The sequence below is a fragment of the Ruegeria sp. CDSB022 genome (assembly GCF_059611145.1).
The window spans coordinates 389,453-404,441 of the sequence record NZ_JBXWOZ010000003.1 but is presented as its reverse complement, the minus strand read 5'-3'; the positions used below and the strand labels follow the sequence as shown (position 1 = coordinate 404,441).

Below are 14,989 nucleotides of genomic sequence, written 5' to 3'. Positions count from 1 at the left end.
GCGTCCGGCCGTCTCTCCAGCCCGTCCCACCGTCTCTCCAGTGTGTCACAAGCGCCTCAGCAGCGCCGGTGAAGGGGGTTCTAAGCATTACAAACATACACCGCAAGCAGAAAATCACGCCCTGAGCAACTTTTTTGCACTTTCTTATTTTACTCAATAAATTCAGATAATTAAGGTGACAAATTCGACCGATGCACCCAGGAAAGCCCATTATCACGCCTAAGGTATCCACACTGCTTTCCGTACGAGCTATGCCCGATATCAACATATTGTTGAGCTCCCCACGTCTACTACAAGACTCGTATGAGTCGCCGGGTATGAAACACACCCGCACCGAGTCGGAATTTGCCTGCACGCGGTCTGAAACGGGGATGCACCGGCAAATACTTTGCACCCTCTCTTGCGAAACGCTCTGGATTGCGTTCAGGTCACCTGACTAGTTACATACTGGCACGCAGCGAGATGACACGAACACACGCCGCCATCTTCCCACGCATATGCACCGTCGGCTTTGACGGCCTGCTGGTCTCTTTCGCCGAAACCATGGCCGAGCCATCGAACCGGGCAGCATTGGCGTTTCGAGCTGCGGTGGATTCTGAACGGTGGGAAGGTGTCATTGAAACCTCTGCGACGCTGGCGTCGACTTATATCCGATTTGAACCATCCCAGTTTGCCCACGCAAACCTTCGCGACCGGGTCGAGCAGCTGTTGCGGCGGCAGGATTGGTACAAAGCGCCCCTCCCCCAGGGGCGCAGGTTATGGAGTGTCCCCACGGTTTATGGCGGCGCGCTTGCCCCTCAATTAGATGAGGCTGCGGCTGCGGCCAGGCTGTCCCCCGATGAAGCCGTTCATCGATTGAGCGCCACAACCGTCCGCGTCCTGACGATCGGATTTGCTCCCGGTCAGCCATATCTTGGCCCGCTCGGCCCCGAGTTCAACATACCGCGCCTCAAGAAGTTGACCCCGATGGTGCCCGAGGGCGCTTTGGTATTGGCGATTTCGCAATTTGTCCTTTTCTCGGGACCCACACCAACCGGGTGGCGACATATTGGCCAAACCGCTTTTCGCTGTTTTCGTCCTGAAGCACAGAACAGCTTTGCCCTGAAACCCGGCGACGAAATGCAGTTCGTGTCAGTCACGCGTGAGGAATTAGAGGCGATACGCGCCAATGACGTTGATGGATCAGGCGGCGCGACCTGTCAGGAGATCGCGGTTTGAGCCTGTCTGTCCTGCGCATAGGGCCTGCTTGTACAATACAGGACCAAGGCCGCCACGGATATCTGGATCAAGGGCTTTCCCGATCTGGCGCAGCAGATTTACTGGCCCTGCACGAAGGCGCCGCATTGTTGAGGCAAAGTCCTAAACTTGCCGCGCTTGAAATGGCCGGAATGGGCGGTGAGTTTGAGGCCACTCATCCCATACAGATTGCACTGACGGGCGCACCGATGCAGGCCAGTATTGATGGCGCTGCCATTTCGTGGAATGCCTCTTACCGCCTTGAGACCGGACAGCGGGTGATAGTCGGGGCCGCCACACGGGGAACCTATGGATATTTGCACCTGGGCGGCGGTATTGAGGTGCAGGAGTTTCTGGGATCCCGCTCAACTCACCTTACTGCCAAAATCGGGCGCGCCCTACAGGCCGGAGACAGCTTATCCACCGGGGCAGCGTCACAGCAGGCAGGACAGAAGTTGCGCGCTGAAGATCGGTTCTCGGGCGGTTCGCTGCGGGTTGTGGCCAGTTTTCAGACCGAACTGTTCGACCGGCAAACGCTGGACCGCTTTTTGCGCACGACATTCACTCGCGGGCCCCGCGCAAATCGCATGGGAATGCAGCTGGAAAGCGACGGAGAGGGTTTCGCCGCAAAGGGGCAGCTGAACATATTGTCCGAGGTCATCACCCCCGGCGACATTCAGATGACCGGCACTGGCAATCCCTTTATTCTGCTGCCCGAGTGTCAGACAACTGGCGGGTATCCCAGAATTGCGACCGTCCTTCCCTGTGACCTGCCGCGGGCTGTGCAAACCCCGGCGGGCGTACAGCTTCAGTTCAGGCTGGTCGAAATGGACGAGGCCATTTCCCTGCAAGCGGCTTTTCAAAAAGAACTGGCCAACCTGCCATCCAAGGTCGAACCGCTGATCCGTGATCCTCATGACATTGCTGACCTGCTATCTTATCAACTGGTCAGCGGAATGATCTCTGCCACAGACTAAGGAGTTTGCCGATGCCCAGCGTAGATCTTAATGCCGATATGGGGGAAAGCTTTGGCCCCTGGAGCATGGGCGATGACAAAAGCCTGTTGCGGATTATCACTTCGGCCAACATTGCCTGTGGCGTTCACGCGGGCGATCCGGACGTCATGGCGCAAACGATGACCCTGGCTGTGGAAAACGGTGTCGGCATTGGCGCGCATCCCGGCTTTCCTGACCTACAGGGGTTTGGCCGCCGCAATATGAAAATACCCCATGATAGCCTGCGAAATCTTGTTCGGTATCAGTTGGGATCGGCGATCGGTATGGCAAATGCCGTTGGAACGCAGGTCCGGCATCTGAAGCTGCACGGTGCATTGTCCAACATGTGTTCGGTCGATATCGACATGGCGCGGGCCTGTTATCAGGGCGCGCTGGACGTGAACCCAGATATCATCATCATGGTGCTGGCCGTCACCAAGCAGGAAGAAGCCGTTCGGGAATTGGGCTGCAAGTGGGTCGGCGAAATCTTTGCCGACCGCGCCTATAACGACGATGGCACTCTGGTCGACCGAAGCTTGCCCGGAGCCGTCATCCACGACCCCGAAATTGCAGGGCCTCGAATTCTGGAAATGGTCCGCGAAGGGGCCATCATTACCGAAACCGGCAAAAGGCTTGAAACCGCGATCGACACGATCTGCCTGCACGGGGATGGACCAACCGCCGTTCAGATTGCGCATTCGGTCCGCGAAAACCTGATCGCGGGCGGGGTCGAAGTGACAAAGTTCCTGCGGTAATCCCGCGGGTGCAATGCGTCCGCCCGTACTCAGACTGTTGCCGAGGCTGAATTCCCTCCCTAGCATGTCAGCAAGCATATGTTCTGAATACCACAATCCCGGCAACGAACCGCACCTGGGTTGCCTAGTCTGGGCAAGGAGTAACTTTATGTCTTTTGATTTAGCGTCTTACGAACCACGCGGCGACAAGAAGAATTCGGACTTCTTCAACGAGTATTTGCCAAAAATTTACGAACGCCGTGCCAGATCTGGTGTCGCCCAGCAGGTTGGGCCCATGCGCGCTGTCGTGCTTCAGGTCGAAACTGACGTTCTTTTCGACACTCTGGTCGAGCTATATGTGATGTCGCCATACCGTCACACGGCCAGCTATCTTGGACGGACGCATAAATACTCGGTCCTGTATTCACACCTGGACTACCCGGCGCTCATCGTGATGGCTCCGCTTAGCCCGACATTCGAAGACTTCATCCCGCGCATCAACCGCATGTACCCGTTGGCACGAAACACGCCGCAAACGCGCTATGTTGGCGAAGTGTTTGGCGCCACTGACCTGAACACGCTGACCAAAACGCTGGAGGATCAGAATATCCGGTTCGAATATTCCGGCGACACCGAGAACCCGTTTTACACGCTAAAGGGCCTTCGGTTCACCACCCCTTCTGATTTCACCTGCAACCGGGTCGGTTATTCAACGCTGGATTTCAACGATACCGACAGTTTGGGTCTGGGCGACAGGGTATTGCTCAGCAGCGCAGAACAAGCGCGACTGGATGAGGCTGCTGCCTTTGGTGCCGATAGCAATATCTCTTCACTGATGTTGGGCATCGACCATCTGGCGACACGCGTTCTGGCTGGTGAGCGAGAGGATGCGATCCTCGAATTTCTGACGATGGTGCCCTACTATTTCTGGGGGGCGTACAACATTTTCGACATGAATTCGTCGACCAATGTGAACCGCAATGCCGGTGTGGATGATGACAAGAAATCCCCGGCCAAGGTATTTACAGCCAATAATACGCCTTCGTTTGTAAACTCTTTTGCCAAACGGCCCATGCCAACCGAGGATTTCGTCCGCAATTTCGGACGTCGGCTGCATCACATGGCGATCGAGATTCTGGACGGCGATCACGGTGCGGGCGAAAAGAATGTGGATTTCGTTGTGAACACTCTGAAAGACCAAGGGGTGCCATTCCTGGCCCATGTGGTTGGAGAGTGCAAAGACGATCCGAACCTCAAGCAGATCTTCTCAAAACACTCGAAGAACACTCTGCTGATCACCGAGTATATCGAGCGCTGTCATAAGTATGATGGGTTCTTTACCAAAGATAACGTCGCGGCCCTGACTGCGGCCGCCGGTCAGGATGAGCAATATCAGCACGGCCACGTATTCGACTGACCTGATCCCTGCCGCCTACTACGGCACGCTCGCTCAGCAAAAAAAGGCCACGGAATTCCGTGGCCAGACCCATCCACGAGAGTATATGTCGGGTCTTATGACGGCCCGATCATGAAACAGGTGACATTGCGGGCCTGAAGTCTGCGGCAGGCCAGATCGGCTTGCTCTCGGGTCATGCCCTGGAACGTCGCATCGAACCCGCGTGAGTTTTGATTGACCTTGCGCAGCGTGCCTTCCAATGTGGTCATTTCCGACAGGGCCGTTTTCAGTAGAACCTTTTCAGCCTCGTACCGGGTCGTATAGCGCCCCACATTCACGCCCCACAAATGACCGCCAGAGGTCGACAAGCGTGTGACGATTTCCTGCTCTGGCTCGGGCTGTTCTGCCGAGGCCAGCACCAGATCATCCGTGCGTACCGTCGGGCGCGTCGTTCCTTCGGTCGGCGTCTCTACACCTGCCGAGGCGATGGCTGCGGCGATACCGTCCTGAATCCGCGCGTCGTTCTTGGCTGCGGTTGCGGCGACATTGTTCGCCACTAGAACGGTACTCCCCCGCTGAGGTCGAAGAACAGGTCGCAGGCTTCTGGTGGGCGCGCCGCTTACGCTGGCGACTTTCGCATTCAAACCTGCATTACCGGCATAGGCCGGCCGGGCTGGTTTGCGGATCGGCGCGCGCGACGGGGCGCGGCGGAAACCCATGTCCAACAGCTCGGCTACTTTGGCATTGCGCGATGCGCCGGATTTGCCACCAAAGACAGTCGCGATGATCCGTTCGTCCTTGCGCTTGGCCGAGGCAACCAGATTGAACCCAGCTGCACGGGTATAGCCCGTCTTGATCCCATCCGCACCGCGATAGGCCGCTAGCAGGCGACGGTTCGTATTGGGAACGGTTTTGATCCCCGCATTCGTGGATTGGCGCGAAAACAGGTTGTAATATTGCGGGTAATCATACAGCAAATGCCGTCCCAGCGTGGTCATGTCCCGTGCGGTCGACAGATGTCCGGCCTCGGTCAGACCATGTGCGTTCTTAAAGGTTGTACGGCTCATTCCCATCGCCTTGGCGGTACGTGTCATGCGGCGCGCAAAGGCAGCCTCGGACCCGCTGAGGGCGACACCAATGGCAGTGGCAGCGTCATTGGCCGACTTCACCGCCGCCGCACGGATCAAATAGCGGAAAGCAATCTTCTGCCCCGAACGCAAACCCAGCTTTGAAGGCGGTTCAGAGGAAGCCTTTTTGGTGATGGTCACCTGCGTATCGAGAGTGATTTCGCCGTTCCGAACCGCTTCAAATGCGATGTACAGTGTCATCATTTTGGTTAACGAGGCCGGATGGAGGCGTGTATCGGCGTTTCGGGAATGCAGCACTTCGCCCGTTCGCGCGTCGATCACCATCGCCGCATATGGGGCAGCAATGCCCTGCGCCGGAGCGAAGGAAAACAACAACAGGAATGCTGCAAGGAATACGCCCATAGGGGCCGGAACTGTCCGCCGTACCTGCACGATTTTTGCCTCTGTCTACCTCAGGCCGCCGGGTTTTCCCGGTCAGCTACTATCTATTTTATTGCCCATCAGCGTAGCACAGCACCCCCGCGAAAGAAACCGAAAGCTCATAACTTTAACGCTTTCAGCGTATGTCAAAGACCCACTAGATGTGGCGGTGCAAACGGCGGCGCACCGCTAAACCTGCCATATCGTCAAGACTGTGTCGTCGACCGGCCCCTATTTTTGGAAACTGCGACCAAATGGCAACATCAACTCAAAGAGCGAACCAGCGCCGTCAATCCACCAAGATCGGGCAATTCGTGGTATCTGGAACTGTCGGCCGGCACGTCGGCCTGCTCGATCTCCCAGACCAGCCCATGCGCCACGTATACGCCCCAGCATCCGGCTTGAATCGGAGCAACCACATCGGACCGCATCGAATTTCCGACCATCATAGCCGCAGCGGGCCCCTCGCCATGCTGCGCGAAGATCTGGCGATAGATTTCCGGGGTCTTTTCAGACACGATCTCTACCCCGTCGAACAGATCGCCCAAACCGGACTGCGCAAGTTTGCGTTCCTGGTCTATCAGATCGCCCTTGGTGATAAGGATTACGCGGTGGGTGTCGGCAGCGCCTTCGATGGCCTGCCGAGCATAGGGCAACAGCTCGATCGGATGGGCCAACATCTCTTGCCCCGCTTCGATCAGTTGGCGAATGACCGCTGCAGGAACACGGTCTTCGGTCACTTCGATCGCCGTTTCGATCATGGAGAGGGTGAAGCCTTTGATTCCATACCCATAATGCCGGATATTGCGTTTTTCGGCAGCCAGCAATCGGTCCATCAGGTGATCCGATTCGGCATGATCTGATAACAGGTCGACAAAATGTGCCTGCGTCAGCTGAAAGAACCGTTCGTTGTGCCACAGCGTGTCATCGGCATCGAACCCGATTGTGGTTAGTTTTTCGCCCATTTGGATAACGTCCTGCTGGCTCTTTTATCTGACGCATTGGACGTTATATAAGCGCACAGATAAACCGAAGCCTGAATCGGACGTTTGCGCCTAATGTTTGAGAACCAATGGATGATGTCTGACAAACCGGACGACGATGCAGATTCGTCGATCCTGGTACAGACGCGCCCCAAGACCAAACGCCCGCCTCTGTACAAAGTGCTGCTTTTGAATGACGACTACACCCCGATGGAGTTTGTCGTTCACGTATTGGAACGTTTTTTCGGCATGACCCACGCAGAGGCGTTCGAGATCATGCTAACCGTCCACAAGAAGGGCGTCGCCGTTGTTGGTGTCTTCAGTCATGAGATTGCCGAAACCAAGGTCGGGCAAGTCATGGATTTTGCTCGCCGCCATCAACACCCCCTGCAGTGCACTATGGAACGCGAAGAGTAAGGCGACGCCTGACCTCTTTTCGGAATTGCCAATGTCCCCTCGCCTAGACCTTGCCTTGCAAAGCGGCCTTGAAATCGCGCAACCCCTGTCCGTGATTGGGCCAACGCCCGAGGAAGACCTCTCTGGGCTGGCCTCAGAGACGCAAGTGGTTCAGCCCTTCAAGCCGTTTCACGACCATTTTGCAGACCATGGGTTCACGGCCACGCCCGAGGCTGATGACCCGTGCCAGGATGCAATCGTGTTCCTGCCCCGCGCCAAGGCCTTGGCCCGCAGCCTTGTGCATCAGGCCTGCCAGCGCGCGGACGGGTTGGTTGTGATTGATGGCGCCAAGACAAATGGCGTCGACAGCCTGTTGAAGGATATTCGCAAACGCGTAACCGTGCAGGGGCCCATCGCAAAAGCACATGGCAAGATCTTTTGGTTCCAGTCCGACGTAAACGCGTTCGAGGACTGGGCCGCACCCGCCACCCAATCCGTCGACGGATTTCAGACAGCGCCCGGAGTATTTTCTGCAGACGGGGTCGACCCGGCCTCAGTAATGCTGCTTGCTGCCCTGCCTGAAAAACTGGGCGGTCGGGTCGCCGATCTGGGGGCTGGCTGGGGATACCTGTCCGCAGGGCTAATGGGTGCAAGGGGGCTGCAGGAATTGCATCTGGTCGAGGCCGATCACATCGCCCTGCAATGTGCTCGTGCAAATGTAAAAGACGACCGTGCACAGTTCCACTGGGCCGACGCGGTCACCTGGCGCGCGCCTGAGCCGCTGGATACGGTCATTATGAACCCGCCGTTTCACACATCGCGCAGTGCTGATCCCACGTTGGGTCAGGGATTCATCAAATCTGCTGCGCGCAGTCTGACACGGGGCGGTTCCCTTTGGATGGTCGCCAATCGACACCTACCCTATGAAATTACGCTGAACGAGGCCTTCGCGCAGATGAAGGAAGTGACCGGGGACAATCGTTTCAAGGTCTTCCACGCCTCTCGCCCTCGGCGGTGATACCCGCTAACCTGCACCGCACATCAGGAGAACACGCATGTCCTTTTCCATAGCCGGCAAGACCGCGATCGTCACAGGTGGTGCAAATGGTGTCGGATTGGCCATCGGACGTCACTTCGCGGATGCCGGGGCCAATGTCATGTTCGCCGACATGGATGAAAAACGACTGGCCAATGAACTGGGCGAGCAGGCGGATGACAGCAACATCCGTTTCTTCGCCGGGGATCTGCGTGAAAAGCTGACGATTGCGAACCTGCTTTCGGCCACGATTGACGCTTTCGAACAGGTCGACATCCTGATAAATGGCTCGCGCCAGGTTATTCCGTCTGATCCATTGGACATGGAAGACGACTCGGTCCGCACCTTGTTGAACCAGAACCTGATGCCGGCCTTGCGACTGAGCCAACTAGTTGCCAAACGGATGATCAAGCAATCCGATGAAGATGAAAACGAAAACCCTGCGGGATCCATCATCAACTTATCTTCGATTGCTGCCCGTCGCACCCATCCCGATCTGATGGCCTATTCGGTGTCTACAGCAGCGCTTGATCAGTTGACCCGATCCCTGGCCGTTGCCCTTGCCCCAAACCGCATCCGCGTGAACTCGATCGCGCTGGGATCGGTGATGAGCGCTTCGCTGCAATCCACGCTCAAGGAAAATCGCACATTTCGGGATGATATCGAAAAGCACACACCCCTTTCCCGGATTGCCGCGCCAAACGAACTGGCCGAAACCGCACAGTACCTTGCCTCGGACGCCGCAGGTTTCATCACTGGACAAATCCTAACCATTGACGGTGGACGCACTTTGCTGGACCCCGTCGCAGCCCCGGCCCATTAAACAGATGTTCGATACTGAAAAAGCCACCGCCGCAGCCTGGTTTCGTGACTTGCGCAATGAAATCGTAAACGCTTTTGAACAGCTTGAGGATTCCCACGACACCGGACCTTTTTCCGATGCTCAACCCGGTCGCTTCGAAGTCAAAGAGACCAAACGGCATTCGGATGACGGGGCGGACGCCGGTGGCGGTTTGATGTCCGTGATGCGCGGCGGCCGCGTGTTCGAGAAAGTCGGCGTCAATGTCTCGACAGTATTCGGCCAGCTCGGGGAACGGGCGCAACAGGCAATGGCTGCCCGAAAAGGCATTCCCGGAATGACCGAGGACCCGCGGTTCTGGGCCTCGGGTATCAGCCTGGTTGCCCATATGCAGAACCCGCACGCTCCCGCTGTTCACATGAATACGCGCATGTTCTGGACACCTCACGCCTGGTGGTTCGGCGGCGGATCAGACCTGAATCCCTGTATCGAATATGACGAAGACACTGCCCATTTCCACGCAACCCAGAAGGCCCATCTGGATCCCCACGGACCGGGCCACTATCCGCGTTTGAAAGAATGGGCCGACGAGTATTTCTTTATCCCGCACCGCAAGCGCGCTCGCGGTGTCGGCGGTATCTTTCTGGATGACTATTGCACCGGAGACTGGTCATCGGACTTTGCCCTGACACAGGATATCGGGCGGGCCTTCTTGCCAGCCTTTCTGCCTTTGGTTGAAAAGCGCAGGCAACAGAGCTTTGACGCCGCCGATAAGGATACCCAACTGATTCATCGCGGGCTCTATGCCGAATACAACCTTGTCTATGACCGCGGAACCAAATTCGGGCTAGAGACCGGGCACGACCCGGACGCAGTGCTTATGAGCCTGCCGCCCTTGGCCAAATGGGTCTAACGCCTGACCTGCCTCTGCGGTGCTTTCTACTTCCGGGGTTTCAGAACCCGAAATCCATGAAATTGTCAGAGCAATAGCGCTGCGCCGATGCCGCTGACATGTTCTCGCCAACGCGTTTGACAGTAACCGAATAGCCCGGCGTCGTATCAACCCCTTCGGGCGCAGTCAGCGAGAATTGCACCGTCCGTGTCTGTTTGTCATAGGCACGGGTTATGTAAATACGCTGGTTCGATTTGGTTCTAAGCGTGCGTATCGCAAAATCCCCGATCCCGCACCAATAGGCCACAGGCGCAGAGCTGCCGCTGGTTGCGACCTCGTAAACGCCATTGTCACGTGGTGTCACTGTCGTTCGGAATGCGGGGTTTATACCGACCCCGAACCCAACAGCCTGGGCCATGGCAGGCACCATCATCAGCGTTAGAGCACATGTTGATATTAAGTATTTCATGATGCTTGACCCCGGGCAAAAAAGATTTCCTTGGGAAATCATAGAACAGATACTCTTTCCGTAAAGCGCAGTTTCAATTCTCAAAGTGCAGCCGCCCACCGACATCCTGCGGCGCAAGCGCCACGGTTTTTATCACCGCAAAGCAAGGTTTACCCGCAGCAAGCCCAAGGGCTTCAACCGAACGTCGGGTGATCCGAGCCAGAATAGTCCCTGCAGGTGTAATGACAGAGACGATCGCACCGGGGCCTTCCCCGGCTCGGATCGTATCAACCCTGCCCTCCAGTACATTCAGCGCTGACAGGCCCTCGGGCCGCTTACTGGCAAGGATCACCTCTTGTGCGGGGATGCGAATACGCAGGCTTTCACCGACCCTATGGGGAATACGCGGCAGAAATAGGCGCGCCTCTTCGGCTGCCAACTCGGTCAACCCATCTGCATGGTGAGCTGATACCTGCACCTGAAGCACCGCACCAACGGCTCTGACACCGAGCGGGGCCACAGAAGGATCAGCCATCACTTCGGAAGCCGGGCCTTGCCGAACCACCTTGCCGTCCTGCAGGGCAACGACAGAAGTTGCCAGCCGGGCAACTTCGGCTGCCGAGTGGGTCACATAAAGGATCGGCACCGAAATCTCATCCCGAAGCCGTTCGAAATAGGGCAGTATCTCGGCCTTCCGTGCATCATCCAATGCGGCCAGAGGCTCATCCGCGAGGATCAGACGCGGGCTGGCCAATAAGGCGCGGCCTATGGCAACACGCTGCTTCTCGCCACCTGACAAGCTCAGTGGACGACGGTCCAGAAGATGCCCGATCCCCAACATCTCAATTACCTTATCGAGGTCTTCGCGCGGCACGCTTTTGGGCGCAAACCAGCGTCCATAGGACAGGTTCTGGCGCACTGTCAGATGCGGGAACAGCCGTCCTTCCTGAAAGATATACCCCAAGCGGCGTTTATGCGGAGGCAGCCAAAGGCGCTTTTCCGTATCGAACAACGTCCACCCGTCCACGGATACGCGACCAGCTTTGGGCTCCAGCAATCCCGCAACAGCGTTAACGATTGTCGTCTTACCGGCGCCGGACCTTCCATACAGAACCGTCACCCCGGCAGGCGCATCAAATTTGGCATCCAACTGAATACCTGGCAGATCATGTTGCAGATTGACGGAAAGGCTCATGTCCCCGACACTCTTGCCGCGGCGCGACGACCGACAAACTCTGACAACAGCAGCGCCCCCATCGCGATGATGACCGATATCACCACTAGCCGCATCGCCGCCGCCTCACCACCCGGAACCTGCAGAAACGCATAAACGGCCGATGGCAACGTCTGTGTCTGTCCAGGTATGTTCGAAACAAAGGTGATCGTCGCGCCGAACTCACCCATGGCTTTTGCAAAGGCAAGGATGGTCCCGGCGATCACCCCCGGCAGAATCATCGGCAAAGTTACGGTGACAAAAACCCAAAGACGCGAGGCACCCAGCGTGGCTCCGGCCTGTTCGAGCTTAGGGTCGACGGCTTCGATCGAAAGGCGAATAGCACGGACCATCAGCGGAAACGCCATGATCCCAGCGGCCAGCGCCGCGCCGGTCCAGCGAAACGCAAAGACAATTCCAAGCCCCGCCAGAGGTCCACCAATCGGGCCCTGAATACCAAAGGTCAATAGCAGCAGATATCCCGTAACAACGGGCGGCAGGATCAATGGCAAATGCACCAACCCATTCAACACTTGTCGCCCGGGAAAGCGCCAGCGCGCCAGTGCATAGGCAACGAATACACCAAAGGGCAAAGTAACCAGCGTTGCCCAGAAAGAGACACGCAGCGACAATTTCAGCGCCTCAAGTTCTTCCGGTCCCAACCAACCCATCGGCTAGTCGCCCGGCAGGGCAAATCCCTGCTCTGCAAAGACTGCCATCGCTGCGTCGGTCTGTAGGTAGCTTAGGAATGCATATGCCTCGGCTGAGGCTTGTGTTGTTACAGCGGCCGGGTAGACAATTTCCGGGTGAAGATTTGCAGGGAAAGAGGCCACCACCCGCACCCGATCCTCGGCCTGGGCATCCGATCGGTAGACAACACCCAAAGGGGCAGCCCCCGCGGCAACCAATGCCAGAGCCGCGCGTACATTGTCGGTCTGCGCCACCTGCTGCTGAACACTATCCCAAAGACCTAGGTTTTGCAGCGCCGCTTTGCCGTAAATTCCCGCAGGCACGGCATCGACCAGGGCCATCGCAAGATGTCCACCTGACAAAGCGGCTGAGATGTCCGTCTGCGGGGAAAGCCCCTCAATTTCAACGGCCGTCGGCCCACCGATCAGGACAAGCCCATTTCCCAAAAGGTTAACCCGCGATCCAGCATCAATCAGCCGATTCTCCTGAAGGACATCCATCCAGTCACTGTTGGCTGAAATATACACATCCGCCGGGGCGCCCTGTTGAATTTGACGTGCCAGTATGGAAGACGCCGCATACGATATGACAACCTCCTGACCGCTTTGCCGTTCAAAACCCGGTACAAGTGAATCCAGAGCATTTTTCAGACTGGCAGCAGCAAAAACCAAAACATCGTCGGCCTCTGCACGCTGCGGAGTCGATATCAAACTACCCAAAACAATAGCAGCAGCCAGAAAACGGCTTGCGGATGACAGGGTCATATTGTTCCCGTCTCGTAGGTTAAGGTTCCATCAGGGGATATCTGAGGCGGCGGGGGGCGCGCAAGCATCGATAGGACGCATCGTGAATAAGAACCTTTGAAACGGGCAATTCATAGCCGCTACAACACCCAAGATATTTTGGAGGTGCCTGATCCGAAACGACCGGTTCAGATTTCGTGATCCCTCAAAAAGTCTGATAAATCAGAGCCCGGTTGGCGGAGATATCACCCCAGATGCCCGCCTTGTCTAAATTCAGTGAAAGAAATTGTGCCAGACCCTCTTGCGCCCGCGCGCCGGCTTGGCTAAATGCAGCCTCACGGGTGATTAGCTCAGTTGGTAGAGCGCTTCGTTTACACCGAAGATGTCGGGAGTTCGAGTCTCTCATCACCCACCATTCTTTCCCTACAATGTATCAAGGTCTTACGCGGCTAGCACCTTTTGCTGTGCTGCGCATGAAACTGTGTCCGCTGCGCCTCCGCTGCACATAAACGGAGATGATGTCTCCAACACAGGAGATAAGCCACATGGGTTTCGCACGTATTCAGAAGAGGTCAACCTTGAGCCTGGGACTTATGGCATCGAAGTCCGATATGTCGAGAACCACGGCCATGCGGGGCTGAAGCTGGAATGGGACGGTCCGGATACCGATGGCCGTGAGGTGATGCAGGCCGATCCCGGTTTGTCGGTTCCCAAGGACGACGCGATCCAAGTTGGCATCCAAGTGTCGCATGCGTCTGATCAGGCGAATGTTACACTGGAGGGGTTGCCGGCAAATACCCTGATAATCAGTGGTGAGCATTCGGTGATCACCAATGGTGATCCGGTGGATTTGTCGGGTTGTAACCTGAACCACCTGGAGCTTTCCCCGCCAGTAGGTTTCGAGGGCGTAATTCATGGTCAGATCGTTGTGTCAGACATAGACAGCGCCGGCACTCTCATCACTTCGGAAAACCCATTTGCCCTGACCGTCGGTGACGACCCTGTCAGCCCAGGGATTTCTTTGGACGAAGAACTGGCTTACGAAGCGCTGCACTCGAGTACTCCTGGAACCCTGCCTTGGGATGCTATCCATTCGACCGACAATGCCCCAGAGGTGGATGTTCTGGACGAGCCGATCTCAACCCTCGGAGATGCAAATATTACTTGTATTGAAACAGATACTTATGAGAGATTTGATTGGTAGTGAATGCAATGCTCAGTTGAGCCGACCTGCATTCTGTTCTGGGATGCGATCTTTGCCACAGGCTTCTTGCCGAGACGCTAGAATCTTGATTTTGCAGACGGTCCAACACCTATATTTTCTTTGGTTGTGCCCAAGGCACAGTCTGGCCAGAATTTCAGCAAATTTATGACAGAAATCACACCTAGCTGCGGCGTTCGAAACGAATCTGCTCTAGGTGAGATCAAATGAAAAAGTTGGCCATTCTTCTTATATCTATGCCCTTCACGGCGCTTGCAGAAGAGCGGGTGTTTGAATGTCAGTCGCCAGACGAACAGCATCCCGAAATGGCTGCGAAACTGATCAAATATGAAGATCAAAACAAAGGTCGTATCAAGATCGGTGACATCGACAAAGAGGTCGATGTTTTCCCGGGGCTCGATACCTTGACCTACCTGTATATCGGCGAGGATCACACGCTGAGTTATAACGTCCACCCCCAGAAAGGCACGTTCGATTTCTCTGCCTCTGGTAGTAGAACCGGTTGGGGCAAAGGAACTTGCACGGAAATCACAGGGCAATAACCCGCATCTCCTCCTAACAATGCACCGGCCTGTTCCATGGGCGTGTGCTTGCGGCAAACAGTGGCTGCACCCGCAGTAGCGCCACATATCTATCGGCGGACCAACCAGCACAGTCCCTTTTTCAAATATACGCATCGCGCCGTTTCCGTCCCGAAA

General features: G+C 56.4%; 16 protein-coding genes and 1 tRNA gene. 11 read left to right on the top strand and 6 right to left on the bottom strand.

The window, feature by feature from the left end; all coding sequences use genetic code 11:
- Positions 1–462 precede the first annotated feature (462 nt).
- From AC2FIZ_RS09660 to AC2FIZ_RS09645, 4 genes are all read left to right on the top strand, one after another.
- The gene (locus AC2FIZ_RS09660; protein ID WP_281995294.1) at positions 463–1,218 is read left to right on the top strand and encodes a 5-oxoprolinase subunit B family protein; all 756 of its coding nucleotides are present in this window, start codon (positions 463–465) and stop codon (positions 1,216–1,218) included.
- Entirely contained in the window at positions 1,215–2,213 is a 999-nt protein-coding gene (locus tag AC2FIZ_RS09655; RefSeq protein ID WP_281995295.1) for a 5-oxoprolinase subunit C family protein, read from the top strand. Before AC2FIZ_RS09660 ends, AC2FIZ_RS09655 begins: the two co-directional genes overlap by 4 nt.
- An 11-nt stretch (positions 2,214–2,224) precedes the next feature.
- Positions 2,225–2,986, top strand: coding sequence for a LamB/YcsF family protein (locus AC2FIZ_RS09650; protein WP_142635925.1), 762 nt, complete (start codon positions 2,225–2,227; stop codon positions 2,984–2,986).
- A 148-nt stretch (positions 2,987–3,134) separates the two neighbouring features.
- Positions 3,135–4,382, top strand: coding sequence for a hypothetical protein (locus AC2FIZ_RS09645; RefSeq protein WP_496790947.1), 1,248 nt, complete (start codon positions 3,135–3,137; stop codon positions 4,380–4,382).
- Positions 4,383–4,477: 95 nt separating this feature from the next.
- Here AC2FIZ_RS09645 and AC2FIZ_RS09640 read toward each other — a convergent pair whose 3' ends face one another.
- Positions 4,478–5,851: a D-alanyl-D-alanine carboxypeptidase family protein gene (locus AC2FIZ_RS09640; protein ID WP_142635921.1), complete on the bottom strand. Its 1,374-nt coding sequence runs from the start codon at positions 5,849–5,851 to the stop codon at positions 4,478–4,480.
- Positions 5,852–6,132: 281 nt separating this feature from the next.
- Positions 6,133–6,834, bottom strand: coding sequence for an HAD family hydrolase (locus tag AC2FIZ_RS09635; protein ID WP_281972414.1), 702 nt, complete (start codon positions 6,832–6,834; stop codon positions 6,133–6,135).
- Positions 6,835–6,927: 93 nt separating this feature from the next.
- Between AC2FIZ_RS09635 and clpS the strand changes: the two genes are divergently transcribed.
- From clpS to hemF, 4 genes are read left to right on the top strand one after another with little or no spacing between them, the layout of a single operon-like run.
- Positions 6,928–7,269 carry an ATP-dependent Clp protease adapter ClpS gene (gene clpS, locus AC2FIZ_RS09630; RefSeq protein ID WP_142635917.1) on the top strand — a complete coding sequence of 114 codons (342 nt, stop codon included), beginning with the start codon at positions 6,928–6,930 and terminating at the stop codon, positions 7,267–7,269.
- 31 nt (positions 7,270–7,300) lie between these two features.
- A complete protein-coding gene (locus AC2FIZ_RS09625; RefSeq protein ID WP_281995299.1) occupies positions 7,301–8,266 on the top strand; it encodes a class I SAM-dependent methyltransferase in 966 nt (321 codons plus the stop codon).
- A gap of 37 nt (positions 8,267–8,303) precedes the next feature.
- On the top strand, positions 8,304–9,107 hold the full coding sequence (locus tag AC2FIZ_RS09620; RefSeq protein ID WP_281995300.1) for an SDR family NAD(P)-dependent oxidoreductase: 804 nt from the start codon (positions 8,304–8,306) through the stop codon (positions 9,105–9,107).
- A gap of 4 nt (positions 9,108–9,111) precedes the next feature.
- On the top strand, positions 9,112–9,996 hold the full coding sequence (hemF, locus tag AC2FIZ_RS09615) for an oxygen-dependent coproporphyrinogen oxidase (RefSeq protein ID WP_281995301.1): 885 nt from the start codon (positions 9,112–9,114) through the stop codon (positions 9,994–9,996).
- A 40-nt stretch (positions 9,997–10,036) separates the two neighbouring features.
- Here the strand turns inward: hemF and AC2FIZ_RS09610 are convergent, their stop codons facing one another.
- The 4 genes from AC2FIZ_RS09610 to modA all read right to left on the bottom strand — a co-directional run bounded on the left by AC2FIZ_RS09610 (position 10,037) and on the right by modA (position 13,090).
- Positions 10,037–10,408: a hypothetical protein gene (locus AC2FIZ_RS09610; protein WP_246097195.1), complete on the bottom strand. Its 372-nt coding sequence runs from the start codon at positions 10,406–10,408 to the stop codon at positions 10,037–10,039.
- A gap of 109 nt (positions 10,409–10,517) precedes the next feature.
- Positions 10,518–11,618 (bottom strand): molybdenum ABC transporter ATP-binding protein, encoded by a 1,101-nt coding sequence (modC, locus tag AC2FIZ_RS09605; protein ID WP_281995302.1) that lies wholly within the window; start codon positions 11,616–11,618, stop codon positions 10,518–10,520.
- Positions 11,615–12,307, bottom strand: a complete 693-nt coding sequence (modB, locus tag AC2FIZ_RS09600) for a molybdate ABC transporter permease subunit (protein ID WP_142635905.1) — start codon at positions 12,305–12,307, stop codon at positions 11,615–11,617. Before modB ends, modC begins: the two co-directional genes overlap by 4 nt.
- A gap of 3 nt (positions 12,308–12,310) precedes the next feature.
- On the bottom strand, positions 12,311–13,090 hold the full coding sequence (gene modA, locus AC2FIZ_RS09595; protein ID WP_281995303.1) for a molybdate ABC transporter substrate-binding protein: 780 nt from the start codon (positions 13,088–13,090) through the stop codon (positions 12,311–12,313).
- A 318-nt stretch (positions 13,091–13,408) separates the two neighbouring features.
- Here modA and AC2FIZ_RS09590 point away from each other — a divergent pair.
- From AC2FIZ_RS09590 to AC2FIZ_RS09580, 3 genes are all read left to right on the top strand, one after another.
- Positions 13,409–13,484 (top strand) — tRNA-Val (locus AC2FIZ_RS09590).
- Between the two features lie 66 nt (positions 13,485–13,550).
- Complete coding sequence (locus AC2FIZ_RS09585) at positions 13,551–14,273, top strand: hypothetical protein (RefSeq protein ID WP_281995304.1); 723 nt, start codon at positions 13,551–13,553, stop codon at positions 14,271–14,273.
- A gap of 224 nt (positions 14,274–14,497) precedes the next feature.
- Positions 14,498–14,833, top strand: coding sequence for a hypothetical protein (locus tag AC2FIZ_RS09580; protein ID WP_281995305.1), 336 nt, complete (start codon positions 14,498–14,500; stop codon positions 14,831–14,833).
- Positions 14,834–14,989 lie beyond the last annotated feature (156 nt).

What these genes read in the sequence shown, in the direction of transcription:
- AC2FIZ_RS09660 (WP_281995294.1), top strand. Translation starts at nt 463, where the DNA reads ATGACACGAACACACGCCGCCATCTTCCCACGCATATGCACCGTCGGC.
- AC2FIZ_RS09650 (WP_142635925.1), top strand. Translation starts at nt 2,225, where the DNA reads ATGCCCAGCGTAGATCTTAATGCCGATATGGGGGAAAGCTTTGGCCCC.
- AC2FIZ_RS09645 (WP_496790947.1), top strand. Translation starts at nt 3,135, where the DNA reads ATGTCTTTTGATTTAGCGTCTTACGAACCACGCGGCGACAAGAAGAAT.
- AC2FIZ_RS09640 (WP_142635921.1), bottom strand. Translation starts at nt 5,851, where the DNA reads ATGGGCGTATTCCTTGCAGCATTCCTGTTGTTGTTTTCCTTCGCTCCG.
- AC2FIZ_RS09635 (WP_281972414.1), bottom strand. Translation starts at nt 6,834, where the DNA reads ATGGGCGAAAAACTAACCACAATCGGGTTCGATGCCGATGACACGCTG.
- clpS (WP_142635917.1), top strand. Translation starts at nt 6,928, where the DNA reads ATGTTTGAGAACCAATGGATGATGTCTGACAAACCGGACGACGATGCA.
- AC2FIZ_RS09625 (WP_281995299.1), top strand. Translation starts at nt 7,301, where the DNA reads ATGTCCCCTCGCCTAGACCTTGCCTTGCAAAGCGGCCTTGAAATCGCG.
- AC2FIZ_RS09620 (WP_281995300.1), top strand. Translation starts at nt 8,304, where the DNA reads ATGTCCTTTTCCATAGCCGGCAAGACCGCGATCGTCACAGGTGGTGCA.
- hemF (WP_281995301.1), top strand. Translation starts at nt 9,112, where the DNA reads ATGTTCGATACTGAAAAAGCCACCGCCGCAGCCTGGTTTCGTGACTTG.
- AC2FIZ_RS09610 (WP_246097195.1), bottom strand. Translation starts at nt 10,408, where the DNA reads ATGATGGTGCCTGCCATGGCCCAGGCTGTTGGGTTCGGGGTCGGTATA.
- modC (WP_281995302.1), bottom strand. Translation starts at nt 11,618, where the DNA reads ATGAGCCTTTCCGTCAATCTGCAACATGATCTGCCAGGTATTCAGTTG.
- modB (WP_142635905.1), bottom strand. Translation starts at nt 12,307, where the DNA reads ATGGGTTGGTTGGGACCGGAAGAACTTGAGGCGCTGAAATTGTCGCTG.
- modA (WP_281995303.1), bottom strand. Translation starts at nt 13,090, where the DNA reads ATGACCCTGTCATCCGCAAGCCGTTTTCTGGCTGCTGCTATTGTTTTG.
- AC2FIZ_RS09580 (WP_281995305.1), top strand. Translation starts at nt 14,498, where the DNA reads ATGAAAAAGTTGGCCATTCTTCTTATATCTATGCCCTTCACGGCGCTT.